Source organism: Microvirga sp. GN3 (assembly GCF_055792825.1).
Genome location: NZ_JBVVAK010000020.1, coordinates 1 through 17,343, shown reverse-complemented (window position 1 = coordinate 17,343; position 17,343 = coordinate 1). Strand labels below are relative to the sequence as shown.

The window sequence follows — 17,343 nt, the reverse complement described above, 5'->3', positions numbered from 1 at the left end:
TTATTAGACGGTTTCTGTTGCTTTACTTGCCCACGAGAGCCCATAGGCGGTCGTTGACGAGATACCGCTTTGTCGGTCTGCCGCCCTTCGCCGTCGTCGTCTCTTCGCGCCTGAGCCAACGCAGAGACTCAAGATAGGCGAGCGCATCTTGAAGCTGATCTTTGTCGGTCCGCCTAGAAATGCCAGTGATGCCAGCCTCGCGTTGAACGAAAGTAGCCGTGAAGTGCTCTCGGCCACTATCAACAATCCACTCTGCAATGACCTTCGCCATGCGAACTTCATCTGAGGTGGCGGCGAGGCCGAAAACGCGCATCTGCATTGGCTTCAAGTAGCTCTCGCGAAACTCGATAGCCTTGCGCACAGAACCCGTGCTCACCTCTTTTGGCCCATTGACGTTCTCATTGAACGGGTCCGTGCACCAATCGAGGAACTCAAGGACAAGGGCCATGCGGGCGACGTGTGCGTCAGCCTTTCCGAAGGGGCCTTGGAGCTTAGTCGGGGCATACTTCTCCCTAACCTTGCGGTCATTTGACCACTCCTCGAACACGTCCATTGCACCGTTGGAGAACGGTACGGTGACAGGCTCCCAAAGGCCAGTTGCCTTGTCCTTCTGCATCCTGAGTTCGGAAAGCGTCTCAAAGGGTAATCTGGAACGTAGCTCGGCCCGCTTGCCCCGATTGATCTTGCGGATGGCATTCTCAGGCCAGAAGGGCATGAAACGAGCCTGAAGGCCATCTTCCGCACTCGACACCAACGCAAGCAAAGGCTCAGGCTGAATACCGCCGAGGATGGAAACGTTGAAGTTGCGCACCCGCACCGGCTCTCCGCCGTCTTTTACGCGGTCCACGGTGTAGACGCCGCCGCCGAACGCTTCGAGCCATGCCGGGCGATCCGTTGCACCTGGGCCGCCGTAGCGGGAGAGGTTCTGCGACCAACCCGTCATCTCGTCTCGATAGTTGAGGAAACCGCGAGGATTATCCGTCATGAGACGGACAAGGGCCTCAAGAGTCGAGTCACCCACCAAGGCGCGGCGTCGTACGGGCTCAGGAGGGGCGATACAATCGGGAGGCATGTCGCCGACGTCGTCACCCTTCTCCAATGCAGCGGCCATGCGGTTTTCCCACTGCTTGCGCTTCATATCGGCTTGCTTCTTGTTGCTCTGCCATAGACGTTTCGCCTCATGATAGTCAGGCTCCCAACCGGCCTCGATATCGCTGACGGTCTTGATAAGCGGGCGGAGGGCTGGCGACTTATTGGCAGACGGTGGACCGATGATCTGACACCACATGACTGTCGGCTCTCTCCACTCGGGAAGTGGGCTCACCCAACGAGAATTGCCGATAAGGGAGGCTGCGATAGAAAAGACACCGGCCGCGGCATAATCAATGGGCGCGGCACCGTTGGTCGCAAGCGTCTCGATCTCCTGTTGCCAGAATGGGGGAACGACGTGCAGAGGGAAATCAGGTGCGGGATTACGAACCTGTTGCAATATCGATATGTCGGGATCATCGGGATACGGCTTCCGCGCCCTCGGGTCCGATTTCTTGTCTGCTAACTCTACGAGATTCTCAAATTCGTCCTTGAGGGCCCGTTGCTCCACCCGCGTGTAGGGCTTTGGCGCGTCAGGATCGACAAGGGTTTCCATCGCATCGACATCCGCCATGAGTTCAGCATGTCTCATCGCGCTATTACTTTCTTTGAGGATCGTGCGCAGCGTGAACGGGCGCTGAGGGTTGCCCCTGTCGAACGATTTCCAATCTTTCCAGGCCTCCGCCCGATTGAACTTCTCGGGTATCTTCTTCGAGAACTTGCACCAAAGCTCGAACGCGGCCTTTTCCCCGTTGAAGTTGTGATGGAGCGCCATACCGAGGCGTAGCCAATAGGGACGATGCACGCACCAAGGGTCCAAATCGAGGTATTCGAACCTCTCTTCGACCTCCTCATAGCTGATTTCAATGACGTCCGTCTTGATGGGCCCCTCATATCGCACAGGATTGACGAGGCTCTCGATAGTCTTGTCCGAAATGTAGGGAATCTCGTTCGTCGGATCGATCTCGACTTCCCAACAATAGGGCTTTTGGCTGATAGGGTGGATTGACGGCGGCAACGCAACCTGTTTTCCGGTGCCGAATAGATCAATTTCCCAAGATTGATGCGGTTTCCCGTCCTCACCGATGATCTGACGCCCGCTTTTTGCAAGACTCTTTCCTCGATAGGCGACATCCGTCACGAAATAGAGGTGACAGGACTCTCCTCCCGATCCTGAACGCACGCGGGGAAGATTTTGCAAGTTGACACCAGGAAGCAGTCGATTGAGTTCTGCAAATGCCGCGTCCTTTTCCTTCGGATCACGGATGTCAACGTCAATGGCGTGTAGGAACATCCCGTCGATCTTGGAGTGAATGCCAAGACGGACGCCTAAGTTCATGTCATCCTCATATTGCGCCTCTAGCTGCGCGTATGAGTACCTGGGCTTCTCAGACCAACCGGCTTCGACAGGCTGCTTGGTTTTTGGCTTCAGGAGGATGACAGACGCACCCATCCTGGCAAGGTGTTTGACTTCTTCGAGTGCCGCATGCTTTTGCGCACGGGCCCGCCGAATGGTAGGAGTAGAGGTCGAGACTGCCATCCGCGGATTGATGCGTGCGGAGACGGACCCATTGTCTGTTGTCATGGTAGTTCCAAACGTTTTGAGTTCGAACTCAACGAAGTTCATCGAATTGAAGTCCTGCATTGCTTGTGCGTCCTGACTCCGCCAACTGAAGGCGTTCTGCGATCGAGGCGCAGCGCTGCGTTCGCCGGATGCGCTTGCCCCGTCGCTAAGATTGAGATGTTGGTAAAATCGAGAAAGCCTTAGCGCTCGGCACTCTCCATTTGCGCGATATATGCGCTAATGGCCTCAGGCCGATAACGAATCGGCGAGCGTTTTCCGCGCCCCAAGCGCATCCACTGCGGACCTTGCCGCTGGCTACGCCACCATATGGCTGTGGCTGGCGCGATGCCGAGTAGTGTCGCCACATCCTCAGTGGTTAGAAGTCGTTGGAGGCTTTCACGCTGCAGAACGGCTTGCGATTCGACTGAAGACTTGGAGGTCTTCTTGGTTGGTAATGCCCCTGAACGGTCTGCTAGATGCTGGCCGCTGCTGAAGCACGCACTTACATTATTGCTCATTTTTAATCCTCAAATAGGTCACTTGTGACGCTTTCAGCCGGGCGGCACGTCGGCCTTCTCCGAGGTCATATGTATGAGGAATGGTTCAACATAAACAAGTATATTCAATAAAAAAATTGACTCCCTAATATCATCTGCATGAGACCAATGGTCCCCAATACTTGATAACTTGTTATCACTGCGAGCAACAGAAGGGGATGGTCGGTGCGCGCGGCATTATCAACTTCATGTTGACATTGCCTGCCCGCTCAAGTGATGAACGTCTACTCTAAAAAGTGGGCTAAGTTACTGTAGGCAGCTCGACTTTTGGGCGAGGAGGCCCGCGTTCGCCGATTACGTGGCATCTCGCATCATCATGCTGTCTAGAACCGCTTGTTCAATCCTCAGAGGTCAGTTGAAGACCATCGCCAGCTGTCGAACCAGTCTGGAGCACGAGCACCGCGGTCTGTGTGGATAACTTCCAATGACCAGCGAGTTGGCTGCGTCACTCCCAATTATGGCAGGGCCTCGGCGATTCGGTTGGAGTTAAGGCTGGCACTCTCGATTCCGCTTGAACCCAATCCAGCAGCATGCGTGAGGAGACGATCCCAGGCGTCAAACGCCGCCCGCCGCTCCTTCAACAGGGGGGCGCGATTGTAAACGCCCACAATGCCGCCGAACGTACCCGAGATGTGATTGATGGCCCGCTCGATCACCGGAATGTCGACTCCCAGCTGATCATGCGCATGGGTGACGAAGCTGCGGCGCAGATCATGCAAGGTCCAATGGGGCAGGGGGGCGGCTTTGGGATCCAGGCCACGCCGCAGCTCCAGTACCTTGGCATCCAGTCGCCGTTTGGCCTTTGAGAGGGCCCCAAACACTGTCCCGTGTGTGGTTGAGAAAATGAGCTCCCGTCCGTGCTGACGAGAGGCGAGAATAGCCAGCGCCGTCGGCGACAGAGTGACGTCATGCGCACGCCTGTTCTTGGTCCTCTCCGCCGGCAGACGCCAAAGCCTCTCCTCGCCATCGATTTCGCTATGCGGCATCTCAAACACCTCGGACCGGCGCTGGCCTGTAAGCATGAGAAAGCGCACGGCGGCGCCGTAGGTGTCATCCAGCGCCAGGGCAGCACGGTAGATCAACCCAAGCTCCTCCATCGACAGGACCCGTTCGCGCCTCACATCCCGGCCGGCCGGGGCTGTGTCCCGAACTGGGTTCTCGTCACACAGGCCCACAGACCGGGCCCAGGAGAACATTTTGCGGATCACCGCCCGGGCGAGATTGGCTTGCCGAATGCCGCGCTCAGCGATTCTGTGAAGAGCGTCTGCGATGTCGGCTCGGGTGACTTCATCGAAGGGCCTGTTTGCCAGCGGTTCAAACAGGCGAGTCAGAATGCGTCGGTATTCGGCTGCCGTCCTGGGCCTCAGGCGGGGGTCCACGTACTTGGTTAGGAACTCGTCGCATACATCAGCAAAGCGGCGCTTGCGCACCCGATCCAGCTCGCTTTGCCGCTTCTCGGCCGAGGGATCACTGCCTCGAGCGACCTGCCCGGCGAGATCACGTGCTACTCGCCTGGCATCTTCGAGTCCGAGCTTGCGCACATCACCGATGGTGATCATTCGGGCCGGCGCGCTGCGACTCGCTCCCGCGCGATAGCGATAGACGTACCGCCGCTGCCCGGAGGGATAGACCCGCACCCCGAAGCCCGGGGTGGTCTCATCCCACACGGCATATTCTTTGGCTTGGATCGGCAGAGATCCGACCCGACTGGCAGTCAACTTGATACGCTCTGGCACGACTTGCCCCCGGTTTTCCGTGCGCACCCCGTGCGCACGCTGCTTCGATTTGGCTGCAGCTTATTCGGGTTTGTTCGACTTATTCAATGCCAGAAAACCGAGTCTGCACAAGTACTTAGCCAAAAACTCATTGTGCCACAAGGACTCGTAGGGATGATGCTGTTCTAACTTTTAATCAGAGGGTCCTGGGTTCGAGTCCCAGCGCGCTCACCATATTTCCCAGAGGCTTAGCTCCTGTGTGACCTTCCGGCAGGTCGCAGATTTTAATCTCGGTAATCACATAGTAAGCACCAGACGCACGTTGCGGCTGCAATTGGTTTCGCCTCAGGGTCGAGACCTCCCGGCCGATGCCGGATCCTACGGCTGGCGTGGCTATCGTCCTCCGGTTAGCATACAGCCCATGCAGGGATCCGGGCAGGTCGGTACACATGAGCCAGCACCATCACCACCACGATCATGACAACCACAGCCATCTCTCTGAGATCGAGCTGAGGGTGCGTGCACTCGAGTCAATTCTGGTCGAGAAAGGCTATGTCGATCCAGCCGCCATCGATGCGCTGGTCGAGACCTATGAGGTCAAGGTGGGACCGCGCAACGGCGCCAAAGTGGTCGCTAAAGCCTGGGCTGATCCAGCCTACCTGGACTGGCTCCGGACGGATGCGACGGCTGCCATTGCCTCTCTCGGCTTCATCGGGCGCCAGGGCGAGCACATGGTGGCGGTCGAGAACACGCCAGATCAGCACAACATGGTCGTGTGCACCCTGTGCTCCTGTTACCCGTGGCCGGTGCTCGGCTTACCTCCGGTCTGGTATAAGTCTGCCCCCTACCGCTCTCGGGCTGTGCTCGAGCCTCGCGCGGTTCTGGCCGAGTTCGGGGTATACCTGCCGGAGACCGCCCGCATCCGGGTCTGGGACTCGACTGCCGAGGTCAGGTACCTCGTGATCCCAAGGCGACCCGAGGGAACAAAGGGCATGAGCGAGGAGGCATTGGCCGAACTCGTCACCCGCGACTCCATGATTGGCACCGGCCTCGCCCGGCAACCGGAGGCAGTGCGATGAATGGCGCTCAGGACCTCGGCGGGATGATGGGCTTCGGCCCGATCGCCATCGAGCAGGACGAGCCCTGGGTTCCATGCCGAGTGGGAGCGACGGGCCTTTGGCCTGACCCTGGCGATGGGAGCCACCGGTAGCTGGAACATCGACATGAGCCGGCACGCCCGCGAGTCCTTGCCGCCTGCCGAGTATCTCACCTCGAGCTACTACGAGATCTGGACCAAGGGTGTCGAAAAGTTGGTCGTCGCGGCAGGGCTCGTCAGCGACGACGAGTTGAGGCTTGGCCAAGCTCTGGAGGAGCTAGCGCCGATCAAGCGGGTGCTCAAGGCAGAGGACGTGCCGGCAGTGCTGGCCCGCGGCGGCCCAACAGAGCGCCCGCTCGAGCAGCCGGCGCGCTTTGCCGTTGGTGACCGGGTCCGCACCCGCAACATACACCCCAGGGGCCACACCCGCCTGCCGCGCTATGCCCGTGGCAGGATCGGGGTCGTGGAGCTGGTGCATGGTGCCCACGTGTTCCCGGATTCGAACGCACATGGACGAGGCGAGCGGCCGCAATGGCTCTACACGATCCGCTTCTCGGGCCGGGAGCTCTGGGGCGAGCAGGCGGATCCAACCATCAGTGTCTCAATCGATGCCTGGGAGAGCTACCTTGAGCCGGCATGAGGATCTAGCCCGCGTGGTTGCGGAGGTTGCGCCGATCCCCCGCGGCGATGACGGTGAGCCTGTCTTCCGCGAGCCTTGGGAGGCGCAGGCCTTCGCAATGACGCTGGCTCTCCACGAACAGGGCCTGTTTACCTGGACGGAGTGGGCTGCCGCACTCTCGGTCGCGATCAAACAGGCCCAGGGCGCTGGCGATTGCGACGACGGCTCGACCTACTACCGGCACTGGCTGGCTGCGATCGAGCAGTTGGTCAGCGACAAGGGCCTTGCATCCGAGCAGGCCTTAGCAGAGCGCCGTGGCGCATGGGACCGCGCGGCGCACGCGACCCCGCACGGGCAGCCGATCCTGCTCGAGAATGATCCACTCCGCTGATCTGCGAACCGCGAGGGCGTGCGTGGCGATAGTTAACCGACGCACGCCTTGCCCTCCGGCCTCCGCTGGCGACGGAGGGCAGGCCTCGAACTGAAAGCTGTTCCTGACCAAACTTCCGCACTCAGCAGGAAAGCAGACATTCAGGTGGCGATGCCCCGCGTCGCATTTTGACCCTGGCTGTGTCAAAACGCGGCCGATGATATGATCTCCCAGCCTTGTTTGGGGGATCCGATGAGACGCTTTGTCGAAGGCGTGGATCGCAGCCAGACCACCCTGTTTCCGGAAAGCCTGGACGACTGGGTTGATGAGAACAACCCGGTGCGTGTCATCGATGCTTTTGTCGACGCGCTCGATCTAAGGGCTCTTGGCTTTGACGGTGTTGTGCCCGAAGCCACAGGACGCCCCTCGTATCATCCTGCGGCTCTGCTCAAGCTCTACATCTACGGCTACCTCAACCGGGTACAGTCGAGCCGACGCTTGGAGCGGGAGGCCAGTCGCAATGTCGAGCTGATGTGGCTCACCGGCCGCTTGGCTCCTGATCACAAGACCATTGCCAATTTCCGCAAGGACAATGGCCGCGCCATCCGTCAGGTCTGCGCCCAGTTCGTTGTGCTCTGCCGCAGGCTGGGGCTGTTGCACACCGCCAGCGTAGCGATCGACGGCTCCAAGTTCAAAGCGGTCAACAACCGGGATCGCAACTTCACCCGCGCCAAGGTGGAGCGCCGTCGCGCTCAGATCGAGGAGAGTGTCGCGCGCTATCTCCAGCAACTCGATACGGCGGATCGGCATGAGCCCTCAGAGGCGCTCACCGCCAGGACCACTCGGCTGAAGGAGAAGATCGCCAAACTCGGGGAAGAGATGCAGCGGCTGGCCGCGATCGAGGCGCAGATGCAGGCGTCTCCCGACCAGCAGATCTCGCTGACCGATCCGGATGCGCGCTCGATGGCGACCAGCGGGCGTGGCTCCGGCGTGGTGGGCTACAACGTGCAGGTGGCGGTGGAAACCCAGCACCATCTGATCGTGGCTCATGAGGTAACTAACGATGGCTGCGATCGTGCCCAGCTCTCCACCCTGGGCAAGGAGGCGAAGGCTGTCCTGGAGGTGGAGACACTCGAAGCTGTCGCTGACCGCGGTTATTGGGATAGCGAGGAGATCCTGGCCTGCGACCAGGCTGGCGTCACCGTCACTCTGCCCAAGCCCATGACCTCCGGCGCCAAGTCCGGCGGCCGGTTCGGCAAGCAGGACTTCGTCTACCTGCCCGAGGAGGACGCCTATCGCTGTCCGGCGGGCGAGAAGCTCAAGTACTACTACAGCAACGTCGAGCGTGGGCTGACACTGCGGCGCTACTGGACCATGGCTTGCCAGGACTGCCCGCTCAAGAGCCGCTGCACCACGGGCCCGCAGCGGCGGATCACACGCTGGGAGCACGAGGACGTGCTGGAGGCGGTGCAGCGCCGGCTCGATCTGAACCCAGGGGCCATGCGCCAGCGGCGGGAGGTGGTCGAGCATCCGTTCGGCACGATCAAGCTGCGCATGGGTGCCACGCACTTCCCGATGAAGACCTTGCCGAAGGTGGCCAGTGAGATGGCGCTGCACGTGCTGGCCTACAATCTCACCCGAGTGCTGAACATTCTGGGCATCCAGCCTCTCCTGACCGCTCTCAGGGCATAGAGGAGGGGCGTGAGCCTCGTTCCCTGCTGTGCGGCGCACCAGAGAAGACACCTCACAACAGGCATGAGGCTTCAGGGTACTGTCTACAGGCGCGGGAGCGCTTCCCGAGCCCGCCAAACGCTCCCGTGCATCAGGAAAGATCCCTCCAGCCTCCGCCGAAGAGTTTTGACACAACCAAGACCCCAAGCAGACCTTCGTGCTTTCGAGACGCTTCATCCGAACCGATGCCCAGAAGCTGTTCACAAGCTATTCGCCAAGCTGCGAGCTTCCGCGGCGTCCGAACCTGGATCTCGGACGGGTGACGCGTCTGCGCGTCGCTGCCTTCAGGAGCTTGCGGAAGGTCGGACATTCCAGGTGAGACGGAGCGGGACATTCAGCCACGTGCCGAAGGGCATCCCGCAGCACCCGCAGGTCGAGCATCTGCCGCTGCAAATCATCTGCCTTGGCATGCAACTGATCCCGGGGAATGTTGGGCCGGCCGTCCTTCCCGAACATGCCGGCGATCTCGGTGAGGGAGAAACCAGCCGTCTTCCCGAGTTCGATCAGCGATAGCCTCAAGACGACATCGGCATCGAATTGCCGCCGCAGCCCATGTCGGGTGATCGACCGGATCAAGCCGACCTCCTCATAGTAGCGCAGCGTCGAGGGCGGCACTCCCGATCGGTCGGCAACCTCTCCAATATCCATCATTCCCATGCTTGACCTCAAGTTGGCTTGAAGTCGTACCGTGTCTCGAATCGTCACTTCGAGCAAGAGGCACGCCATGACCATCACCACAGTCCGGAGGCAGACACAGATCTGGCGAGACCCGCGAGCAATCGCGCTGCTGATGGCAGCGTCCCTCACGACCATGGCCAATGCCACGATCAGTCCCGCGCTCCCCGGGCTTGAGCGCCTGTTTGGGGAAGACCCCAATGCTGGGATGCTGGTACGCCTGCTCGTGCCCGCGCCCTCTATCAGCGTCGCCATCTTCGCGCCGTTCGCCGGTCTCATTGCTGATCGGTACGGTCGGCGTCGGATGCTCCTTGCTGGGGTCATCCTCTTCGTGATCGCCGGATGCGCGGGGTTGGTCCTTCCCGACCTCCCAACCATCTTTGCCAGTCGTCTGGTATTGGGACTGGCTGTCGCCCTCATCATGACGGCGCAGACCGCGCTCATCGGCGACTACTTCACCGGCGACGACCGGAGCGCGTTGTCAGGACTTCAGATATCAGCCCGGAACTTCGGAGGGCTCGTGTTCATCTCGCTCGCGGGATGGTTCGCGGCGCTCTCGCCGCGTCTGCCCTTCGTCATCTATGGAATTGCCGCTGTCTTCCTGCCGTTGATGTGGAAGGTTATCGCCGATCCGCAACGGACCTCGCCCGTTCCCCATACCCACCTGGAGGATAGCTCCTCCGATACTTCATCATGGGGCTTCATCTTCGCGCTGCTCGTGCTTCTTCAAGCCGCCACGAACACGATCTTTTTCGTTATGCCGACCCAGTTGTCGTTTTTCTTCGCAGCGGCAGGCTACAGCAGCCCAGTGATGACCGGCTCAGCACTCGGCATCCTGATGCTCTCGGGCGGCAGCTTCGCGCTGCTGTACGGGCGGGTCCATCGGGCCATCGGCTACGTGGGCGTCTTCGCTCTGGGCTATGGTGCGATGGCGCTTGGTTTCGTGTTGCTGGCCCTTGCTGCGATGCCTCTGGCGTGGTTCGTAGGAGCCGCGGCCATCGGCGCAGGCTATGCATTGGTCTCGCCGAGCTTCGTGGCCCTTGCCTTGGGGCTTGCTCCGCTCCAGCGGAGGGGAACGGCTGGCGGTGTCCTGACCGCTTCCGTGTTCATCGGCCAGTTCTGTTCGCCCCTCCTGAGCACACCATTGATCGCGGCATACGGTTACGAGGGGCTGTTCCACATCACATCATTGCTTGCCGCCGCTATGGCCTCTGCGGCGGTCTTGAAGGCATGCGCAGTGGGACTTCAGGCATTGAAACGCGGGATCGCAACGATGGAGTGGCGTCATACGGCCGAACAAGGGCCTGCTCCCGGACAAAATTCTAGGGAATGACGCCTTTTGGCACGAGGTGGAAGTAGGGCTTTGGTCTGCTCATCGGGCGGCAAGCAGACCTTCATTTCATGTGCTGTTCGTTACTCTTTGACCCCACGCGGACGCTTGGGCATGCCCGGCACTCTGGCTAGCTCTCAGCTCACGCGCCTTGGAATACCTCACGGGGTGTGGTCTCCCGTCAGCAGAGGAAGTATTCTCCCACCGAGGCAGTGGGCAAGCTCTCACTGAGAAGGTCATTTCCCATGTCAGGTCATGCGATCCACATCAAGGTTGACGGAAGAACCTACTCGGGAACCTACCAGGTTGACCGAAAACTGCTAACCGTCACGACAACCTACGGCAGGAGGTCCGCCGAAATTAATCCCCGAGTGGCGCATGAGACCCTTGCCCACCAACTCCTCCAGGAGCTGGTCCAGCAGGAAAAGTCGCGCAAGGGCTCGACCCTCTGACAAAAGGAGGGCCGTTCGTTGCGGACCATGTCCCGATACTCTGCTCTTGGCCTTATCGGATGGCTCAGCATGCTTGGGCCTGCGCTCGCGGACGAGATGGCGGCATGGACTGCCTTGCGCCAAGGTGGGCACGTGGCCCTCATGCGCCACGCCGAAGCGCCCGGCGGCGCCGGCGACCCGCCAGGCTTCAGGCTCGACGACTGCTCCACCCAGCGCAACCTGAGCGCCAAGGGGCGCGCGGACGCCCAAGCCGTCGGGAAGAACTTGCGGGCCAAGGGTGTCGCTGTCGCGAGGCTGCTGAGTTCGCCTTGGTGCCGTTGTGTCGACACGGCCCGCTTGATGGATCTGGGCCCTGTCGAGATCGAGCCGACGTTCGCCAACGCCTTTGTTCTGGCGGAGCAGCGGAACGCCCTGACGGCTGGTGCAAAGGCCATCGTCACCGGCTGGAAAGGGCCCGAGACTCTTCTTATCGTGACCCATGGCGCGAACATCCAGGCGCTGACTGGCTCCAATCCAGCCTCGGGGGAGATCGTCGTGGCCGCAGTCGCCCCCGACAGAACTATTCGGGAGATTGGGCGCATCCCGGTTCCTCAACCATGAGATAAGCTCCGGCTATGCCACGGGGCCGATGTCACTTATGGCGCAGAGCACTTCAGCAACGAGTGTGAACATTGGGATCTGCCTTCATGTCAGGCCGACACCATCACCCTACTGTCCAACTCCAGGCCGGCGCCGCCGAGGCCGCTTGGCTCGCTATGGTGAGAGACTGAACCGTGATCTCGTCCCTGTCTGAGCTGCTTTTCCGCCCGGGCGGGAAGGCGTATCCTGTTCACATCAGTTAAAGTCCTGCGTTGGACCTTGGCTCTTGACGGGCCGCTTTTGATCGACGCTTTATCGACATCGCTCCTGTATTGGGGCGGGTGCGTACCCCGAGGGAGGAGCACATGGACAGCCAGACTTAGCTACGGGTAGGCTGTCTAGGCCGTGGAGAGGAGCCAGGACCATGGCGGGAGGCCAGCACGAGGCGTTGATCCGCGCCTACATTGACGAGGTCTTCAACGGGCACTGTGTGGACGCCCTGGAAAAGTACTGGGATGACGATCTGACATCGCATTGGCTGGGCATGGAGACGATCCACGGCCTGCCTGCCTGGCGCGCGGCGATGGACGGCTTCTTCGCCGCCTTTCCGGACGCCGTCTACACTCTCGACGACATGTTCTTCGCCGGTGACCGAGGCGTCTGGCGCGGCCACTGGCAGGCGACCCAGCAGGGCGAATGGCAAGGGATCGCCGCGTCCGGCCGCAACGTGACGTGGAGCGTCATCATCATCGGCCGCTTCGCCGGCGGCAAGCTGATAGAGGACTGGGTCGAGCTGGACCGGCTCGGCCTCTTCCAGCAGCTCGGATGCATTCCGACCGAGTCGTAGGGGCCTGTCGCAAACTCGTGGCGTTGACCGCTCGTTGAGGATGCGGGCTGCATTTGCGCCTCCGAACCGGAGGTGGCCCATGATCCTGAACGCTCTTGTCGAGCGGGCGGAGCGCCGCTCCAGGGACGACTTCAAAGGCGAGACTGCCGAAACCCATTGGATGCACCCCTCGAGACGGGAATACCCGGCTTCCTGTCAGGGGCATCCGTAGATCTGCGAGCGAATGTCCGAAAATGATGCTGTGGACGACTCGCACCAAACGGCACATCTCGGAAGAAACACTTTGGCCTGTTCATGAGGCGGTGAGCGGACCTTCATTTCATCCACTGTTCGTTACTCTTTGACCCACAGCCGTCATTCCTCAGATTCGCTTCCATCCCGATGAACAGCCATCCTGGAGCAACGCCAGTTCCTTCGAAACGTGGGGCGATGTGAACTGAGGTCTTCGTGATTCACTCTCCTGAGCACGTTCAAGCGGAGACAATGAGCGATGATCAAGATTGATTTGCTGGAGCTGTGGAACGGATCGTGCGCTTTGTTGAGGTGGGTCGCTCTCACCATGCTGCAACTCGCGGCCGAACCGGCGACCGTGCGCACCAGGGTCCACCCAGCCTCGATCTCGCGCTGGTTCTGGGCAACGGCAATCGCCATAGCTATCTCCGAGACATCACGCGGAAGTCAGTGCTCATGGGTGAGTCTGCGGAGTTGGCCAGCCGGCAGGCAGCCATCGGCATCGGCAGAGAATTCCGGCTTCAGGCGGTTGAGGAAGTACATGTCGATGGCACCAAGATGCTTCACTTCCACGCTGCCGCGTGGTTCCGTCTCAAAAAACGGCGCGACCTGATCCAAGGTGCTGGCCGAGATGTTCACCCGGCCCGGCACGCAGGCTTCTTCCAGACGCTGGGCGACATTCACCGCATTGCCCCAGATCTCATACGAAAACCGCTGCCGGCCGACAATCCCGGCGATGATCGGCCCCGTGTTGACGCCAATGCGGAGTTCCCACGGCGCGAGACGAAGTTTCTGGCGCTGCTGGTTGGTTTCCCGGACGAATTTCTGCACCTGAAGGGCGGCGAGACAGGCATCAACGGCGTGCGTGCGGTTCGGCTCAGGCAGCCCGCCTACGCACAGATAGGCATCGCCAATGATCTTGAGCGTCTCCAGGCGGTTGGCTCGAGCAATCTCGTCAAAGCATGCAAAAGTATTGTCAAGCTGGCTGAGGAGTGTCGCCGGATCGAAGGTTTCGGTCAGGCGCGTGAAGCCTTTAAAGTCCGCGAAGAGGATCGTCACCGCCTCATGGTAGCGCGGCTCGACGCGGCCCTTCGTCTTCATCTCGATGGCAATCAGCTCGGGCAAGATGCTGCGCAGCAGCATGTCGGAGCGCTGCCATGCCTGCTCGACAGCGGTTTTGGCCTCCGAGAGTTCTCTCACGAGAGAGTCTCGGACGAGGAGTTGGCGGCGCAGTTCCAACTGAGCCATGGCCTGCTGGGCGAGGCGGCGGACGGCTCCACGTTGCGAGGGGCTCAGTTCGCGTGGTGCAAAGTCAATGATGCATAATGAGCCGAGAGCATAACCTTCCCGGTTGATCAGTGGCATGCCGCAGTAGAACCGAATGTAAGGCTCGCTGGTAACCAGCGGTGAATCTTTGAAACGTTCGTCTATGCTGAGGTCGGGAATGTAGTTGAGGTCATTGCCGCAGATCGTCGTGCTGCATATTGAGATTTCGCGCGGGAACTCGACCACGTTGGCAGGGAGCCCGTAGTTCGATTTTAACCACGACCGTCGCTCGTCGATCAGGCTGATCGACGCGGCGGGGCAGCCGCAAATTTCGGCCGCGAGTTCGGTCAGCGCATCGAAGGCGAATTCCGGCGGCGTGTCGAGAACTTGATAGCTGGCCAAGGCGCCGAGGCGCTCGGCCTCGTTCACAGGAACCATCGGTTGCATGGCTCCCTCCATTCCCAATGGATGGCGGGTGATTTTACACCTGGGCGTAGTCGGCTGCTATCGGCTTTTGCGCGAAACAGGAGGAGCACTCTAGGAGCAGTTTCCGGCATGAAGGACCGAGCTTTGCGGTTTCCGCTTCCTGTGAACCGCTGTGAGGGCATGTTCTAACGGTCCAGCATATCCTTTCGCGCACTTGCTTGATGTTTAGTCCTCCCTGCACCTTAGGCAGCGTCGGCCGGAAACAGGAGCGACCAATGAGGCAGATTGGATGGATCGCGTTCGCGGCTGCAAGCGGACTGATGTCCGGCTCGCCCGCCTTCGCGCAGGAGCAAGTAAGAACCGGCGAGTACCTTGTGACGATCATGGATTGCGGCGGCTGCCATACGCCAGGAGCCCTCGCCGGCAAGCCTGATATGGGGCGCCCGCTGGCCGGATCAGGAATTGGCTTTCAGATCCCTGGCCTTGGCATCTTTTATCCGCCCAACCTCACGCCCGATCCCGCGACCGGATTGGGCAAGTGGAGCGAAGCCGATATTATCAAGGCTGTCCGCACGGGCATTCGGCCCGACGGGCGTCAACTCGCGCCGATCATGCCTTATCATTCGTATAGCAGGCTTACGGATGCCGATGCGCAGGCTCTAGCCGGGTACTTGAAGAGCATGAAACCGGTTCAAAACAAGATTCCGGGCCCTGCCGGTCCGACGGAGAAACCACCGGCGCCTTATCTGGCGGTCGTCATGCCTCACTAGCCTCACCATTCTCTAGAAACGGACCATGGCCAAGCGCTGGCGCTCTTGCTGCATACCGGCGTGGCCATGCCAACCATGCGCTTGATCGCGCACGCGAGCCAAAACTCTCCGATAGGCCCAGCGTGGCCTGCGCGGACAGATAAGGTCAACTCCGCGCCGGCCGAGCATCGCTCGCCCAGGCTCCAGTGGGCGCCCTCTGGTTGTTTGGCTATGGGTCACTCATATGGAAGCTTGGCTTCGAGTATGCCGAGCGCCGGATGGCAACAGTTCAGGGTTGGCATCGCTCTTCCTGCCTCAGGATCGCGCGCTTTCGCGCCACCCGCGATCAGAACGCGCTGATGATGGTGCTGGATCGGGGCGGACAGTGTCAGGACATGATTTTCCGCGTCCCCGCGGATCAGGCCCAACTGTCCTCAACGGGCTGTTTCGCCGTGAGCTGGTGGTGAACCCACCGGCCGCTCCGCCGCGCTGGCTCGCAGCGCAGGCGGAGGATGGTCCCATTCGGGCCTTGGGCTTTGCGATCGACCGCCGCAGCCCCTTCTATGCCGGCCAGCTCCCTCTGGAGTAGGTCACAGACGTTCTCTCGATGGATGCCGGATACTCGAGGGCCTACGCCGAGTATCTCCAGAACACCGTTGCGCATCTCGAGAAGTTGGGGATCCGGGACCGCAATCTCAGGCGCCTGCAAACCTTGGTGGGTGAGCGGAAAGGCTACGACGTCCCCGCTCCGACCCGGGTGTCTGGATGCGAGACCTCCTTGGCATGAGCGACGACCTCGAGGGCTTGGGACATAGCGTGTGGATCGGGCGGCTTGAAGCGCCGGTTGGCCAACTTCGGCTCGGCTGCAAGTCGGCTTCGCACGACCTGCTCGGGTGAGGCGCCCTTGAGCACGCGCTGGCGTCGCCTGTTGTAGGCCTGATTGAAGCCCTTGAGCAGCGTCTCCAGATCGTGGAGCTATGGCGGAAACTGGGTGATGACGGTGTGAGAAGGGCGGCGTATCGAGGCGGGTGTCGAGCCTGCCAGAACCTCTTCGAGAGAGCGATACGCCATGAACAGTACTACCAATGTTTTGCACCTGCGTCAGCCCGATACGATTGACGATCCCCTGACCGATATTCTGCGAGCCGGCGCGCGCAAGCTTCTGGCCCAGGCCATCGAGATCGAGGCTGAGGCTTATCTTGCCAGCATGCGCGAGCTGAAGCTGCCGGATGGCCGCGAGCGCCTGGTCCGGCACGGCCATGGCCCCGAGCGCATGATCCAGACCGGCATCGGTCCGGTGGAGGTCAGCCGGGTCAAGATCCGCGACCGCGGCGCCACGGACGATGCCGACCGCATCCGCTTTACCTCGGCGATCCTGCCGAAATGGGCCCGGCGGACAAAGAGCTTGGATGCGCTGCTGCCGGTCCTGTATCTGCGCGGGCTCTCCACCGGCGACTTCCAGGAGGCACTGGCTGCCTTGCTGGGCAAAGACGCGCCCAACCTGTCGCCTTCGACCATCACCCGCCTGACGGGCGAATGGCAGGCCGAGTACGAGCGCTGGCAGGCGCGCGACCTGTCAGCCCGCCACTACGTCTATGTCTGGGCCGATGGCGTCTACCTCCAGGCCCGGATGGAGGATCAGGCCGAATGCATCCTGGTGCTGATCGGCGCCACGCCAGAAGGCAAGAAGGAACTGGTCGGCTTCCAGGCCGGCGTGCGCGAGAGCGCCCAGAGCTGGAGAGAACTGCTTGTCGAGATCAAGCGAAGGGGCCTGACCATCCCGCCCCGGATTGCGGTTGGAGATGGGGCTCTCGGCTTCTGGAAGGCGCTCGACGAACTCTTCCCCGGCACGCACCATCAACGCTGTTGGCTGCACAAGACCGCCAACGTGCTCAACAAGGTGCCGAAATCCGTGCAGTCCGGCATTGGCCTGCCCCCTGAGAAGTGGTCCTCCCTGATGTATGGCTTTCAAGCCGAATGGAGGACAAGCGAATGAGCAAGAAGAGACACACGGCCGAGGACATCGTCGCGAAACTGCGGCAGGTGG

The 17,343-nt window shown here is 60.8% G+C and carries 16 protein-coding genes and 3 pseudogenes; 13 read left to right on the top strand and 6 right to left on the bottom strand.

Translation table 11 applies throughout. The features are described 5' to 3' along the window. Positions 1-22: 22 nt before the first annotated feature. The 3 genes from ACS5Q1_RS12245 to ACS5Q1_RS12235 all read right to left on the bottom strand — a co-directional run bounded on the left by ACS5Q1_RS12245 (position 23) and on the right by ACS5Q1_RS12235 (position 4,946). Positions 23-2,734 (bottom strand): DUF3987 domain-containing protein, encoded by a 2,712-nt coding sequence (locus ACS5Q1_RS12245; RefSeq protein ID WP_473098463.1) that lies wholly within the window; start codon positions 2,732-2,734, stop codon positions 23-25. 119 nt (positions 2,735-2,853) lie between these two features. Next, positions 2,854-3,171 carry a helix-turn-helix transcriptional regulator gene (locus ACS5Q1_RS12240; RefSeq protein ID WP_473098462.1) on the bottom strand — a complete coding sequence of 106 codons (318 nt, stop codon included), beginning with the start codon at positions 3,169-3,171 and terminating at the stop codon, positions 2,854-2,856. Between the two features lie 494 nt (positions 3,172-3,665). Then, on the bottom strand, positions 3,666-4,946 hold the full coding sequence (locus tag ACS5Q1_RS12235) for a tyrosine-type recombinase/integrase (RefSeq protein WP_473098461.1): 1,281 nt from the start codon (positions 4,944-4,946) through the stop codon (positions 3,666-3,668). 428 nt (positions 4,947-5,374) lie between these two features. Here ACS5Q1_RS12235 and nthA point away from each other — a divergent pair, with 428 nt between their 5' ends. The 4 genes and pseudogenes from nthA to ACS5Q1_RS12215 all read left to right on the top strand — a co-directional run bounded on the left by nthA (position 5,375) and on the right by ACS5Q1_RS12215 (position 8,702). Next, positions 5,375-6,004 (top strand): nitrile hydratase subunit alpha, encoded by a 630-nt coding sequence (gene nthA / locus ACS5Q1_RS12230; protein ID WP_473098460.1) that lies wholly within the window; start codon positions 5,375-5,377, stop codon positions 6,002-6,004. Continuing rightward, positions 6,001-6,661, top strand: a pseudogene (nthB, locus tag ACS5Q1_RS12225) (nitrile hydratase subunit beta). Before nthA ends, nthB begins: the two are co-directional and overlap by 4 nt. Next, positions 6,648-7,031, top strand: coding sequence for a nitrile hydratase accessory protein (locus ACS5Q1_RS12220; RefSeq protein ID WP_473098459.1), 384 nt, complete (start codon positions 6,648-6,650; stop codon positions 7,029-7,031). The pseudogene nthB and the gene ACS5Q1_RS12220 overlap by 14 nt, the downstream one beginning before the upstream one ends. A 231-nt stretch (positions 7,032-7,262) precedes the next feature. Beyond that, positions 7,263-8,702 (top strand): IS1182 family transposase, encoded by a 1,440-nt coding sequence (locus ACS5Q1_RS12215; protein WP_473098458.1) that lies wholly within the window; start codon positions 7,263-7,265, stop codon positions 8,700-8,702. A gap of 246 nt (positions 8,703-8,948) precedes the next feature. On the opposite strand, the gene ACS5Q1_RS12210 is transcribed toward ACS5Q1_RS12215, so the two are convergent. Next, complete coding sequence (locus tag ACS5Q1_RS12210; protein WP_473098457.1) at positions 8,949-9,398, bottom strand: helix-turn-helix domain-containing protein; 450 nt, start codon at positions 9,396-9,398, stop codon at positions 8,949-8,951. Positions 9,399-9,465: 67 nt separating this feature from the next. On the opposite strand from ACS5Q1_RS12210, the gene ACS5Q1_RS12205 reads away from it, so the two are divergent. The 5 genes from ACS5Q1_RS12205 (at position 9,466) to ACS5Q1_RS12185 (ending at position 12,835) form a co-directional block, all read left to right on the top strand. Continuing rightward, complete coding sequence (locus ACS5Q1_RS12205; RefSeq protein WP_473098456.1) at positions 9,466-10,749, top strand: MFS transporter; 1,284 nt, start codon at positions 9,466-9,468, stop codon at positions 10,747-10,749. Positions 10,750-10,991: 242 nt separating this feature from the next. Next, positions 10,992-11,198 carry a hypothetical protein gene (locus ACS5Q1_RS12200; protein ID WP_473098455.1) on the top strand — a complete coding sequence of 69 codons (207 nt, stop codon included), beginning with the start codon at positions 10,992-10,994 and terminating at the stop codon, positions 11,196-11,198. A gap of 69 nt (positions 11,199-11,267) precedes the next feature. Continuing rightward, entirely contained in the window at positions 11,268-11,798 is a 531-nt protein-coding gene (locus ACS5Q1_RS12195) for a histidine phosphatase family protein (RefSeq protein ID WP_473098454.1), read from the top strand. Positions 11,799-12,201: 403 nt separating this feature from the next. Beyond that, positions 12,202-12,624: an ester cyclase gene (locus ACS5Q1_RS12190; protein WP_473098453.1), complete on the top strand. Its 423-nt coding sequence runs from the start codon at positions 12,202-12,204 to the stop codon at positions 12,622-12,624. 79 nt (positions 12,625-12,703) lie between these two features. After that, on the top strand, positions 12,704-12,835 hold the full coding sequence (locus ACS5Q1_RS12185) for a hypothetical protein (protein WP_473098452.1): 132 nt from the start codon (positions 12,704-12,706) through the stop codon (positions 12,833-12,835). A 467-nt stretch (positions 12,836-13,302) separates the two neighbouring features. Here the strand turns inward: ACS5Q1_RS12185 and ACS5Q1_RS12180 are convergent, their stop codons facing one another. Next, positions 13,303-14,568, bottom strand: coding sequence for an adenylate/guanylate cyclase domain-containing protein (locus ACS5Q1_RS12180; protein WP_473098451.1), 1,266 nt, complete (start codon positions 14,566-14,568; stop codon positions 13,303-13,305). Between the two features lie 254 nt (positions 14,569-14,822). Between ACS5Q1_RS12180 and ACS5Q1_RS12175 the strand changes: the two genes are divergently transcribed. The 3 genes from ACS5Q1_RS12175 to ACS5Q1_RS12165 all read left to right on the top strand — a co-directional run bounded on the left by ACS5Q1_RS12175 (position 14,823) and on the right by ACS5Q1_RS12165 (position 15,885). Continuing rightward, entirely contained in the window at positions 14,823-15,317 is a 495-nt protein-coding gene (locus ACS5Q1_RS12175) for a c-type cytochrome (RefSeq protein WP_473098450.1), read from the top strand. Between the two features lie 185 nt (positions 15,318-15,502). After that, a complete protein-coding gene (locus ACS5Q1_RS12170) occupies positions 15,503-15,763 on the top strand; it encodes a gamma-glutamylcyclotransferase (RefSeq protein ID WP_473098449.1) in 261 nt (86 codons plus the stop codon). After that, positions 15,682-15,885 carry a hypothetical protein gene (locus tag ACS5Q1_RS12165; RefSeq protein WP_473098527.1) on the top strand — a complete coding sequence of 68 codons (204 nt, stop codon included), beginning with the start codon at positions 15,682-15,684 and terminating at the stop codon, positions 15,883-15,885. The genes ACS5Q1_RS12170 and ACS5Q1_RS12165 overlap by 82 nt, the downstream gene beginning before the upstream one ends. Before the next feature lie 143 nt (positions 15,886-16,028). On the opposite strand, the pseudogene ACS5Q1_RS12160 reads toward ACS5Q1_RS12165, so the two are convergent. Next, a pseudogene (locus ACS5Q1_RS12160) lies at positions 16,029-16,265 on the bottom strand (IS481 family transposase); the annotation flags it as partial. 100 nt (positions 16,266-16,365) lie between these two features. Between ACS5Q1_RS12160 and ACS5Q1_RS12155 the strand changes: the two are divergent. Further along, a pseudogene (locus ACS5Q1_RS12155) lies at positions 16,366-17,214 on the top strand (IS256 family transposase); the annotation flags it as partial. Positions 17,215-17,343 lie beyond the last annotated feature (129 nt).

Bases quoted from the DNA above. Each gene is read 5' to 3' on its own strand.
- ACS5Q1_RS12245 (WP_473098463.1), bottom strand. From the start codon at position 2,734: ATGCAGGACTTCAATTCGATGAACTTCGTTGAGTTCGAACTCAAAACG.
- ACS5Q1_RS12240 (WP_473098462.1), bottom strand. From the start codon at position 3,171: ATGAGCAATAATGTAAGTGCGTGCTTCAGCAGCGGCCAGCATCTAGCA.
- nthA (WP_473098460.1), top strand. From the start codon at position 5,375: ATGAGCCAGCACCATCACCACCACGATCATGACAACCACAGCCATCTC.
- ACS5Q1_RS12215 (WP_473098458.1), top strand. From the start codon at position 7,263: ATGAGACGCTTTGTCGAAGGCGTGGATCGCAGCCAGACCACCCTGTTT.
- ACS5Q1_RS12210 (WP_473098457.1), bottom strand. From the start codon at position 9,398: ATGGGAATGATGGATATTGGAGAGGTTGCCGACCGATCGGGAGTGCCG.
- ACS5Q1_RS12205 (WP_473098456.1), top strand. From the start codon at position 9,466: ATGACCATCACCACAGTCCGGAGGCAGACACAGATCTGGCGAGACCCG.
- ACS5Q1_RS12200 (WP_473098455.1), top strand. From the start codon at position 10,992: ATGTCAGGTCATGCGATCCACATCAAGGTTGACGGAAGAACCTACTCG.
- ACS5Q1_RS12195 (WP_473098454.1), top strand. From the start codon at position 11,268: ATGCTTGGGCCTGCGCTCGCGGACGAGATGGCGGCATGGACTGCCTTG.
- ACS5Q1_RS12190 (WP_473098453.1), top strand. From the start codon at position 12,202: ATGGCGGGAGGCCAGCACGAGGCGTTGATCCGCGCCTACATTGACGAG.
- ACS5Q1_RS12185 (WP_473098452.1), top strand. From the start codon at position 12,704: ATGATCCTGAACGCTCTTGTCGAGCGGGCGGAGCGCCGCTCCAGGGAC.
- ACS5Q1_RS12180 (WP_473098451.1), bottom strand. From the start codon at position 14,568: ATGCAACCGATGGTTCCTGTGAACGAGGCCGAGCGCCTCGGCGCCTTG.
- ACS5Q1_RS12175 (WP_473098450.1), top strand. From the start codon at position 14,823: ATGAGGCAGATTGGATGGATCGCGTTCGCGGCTGCAAGCGGACTGATG.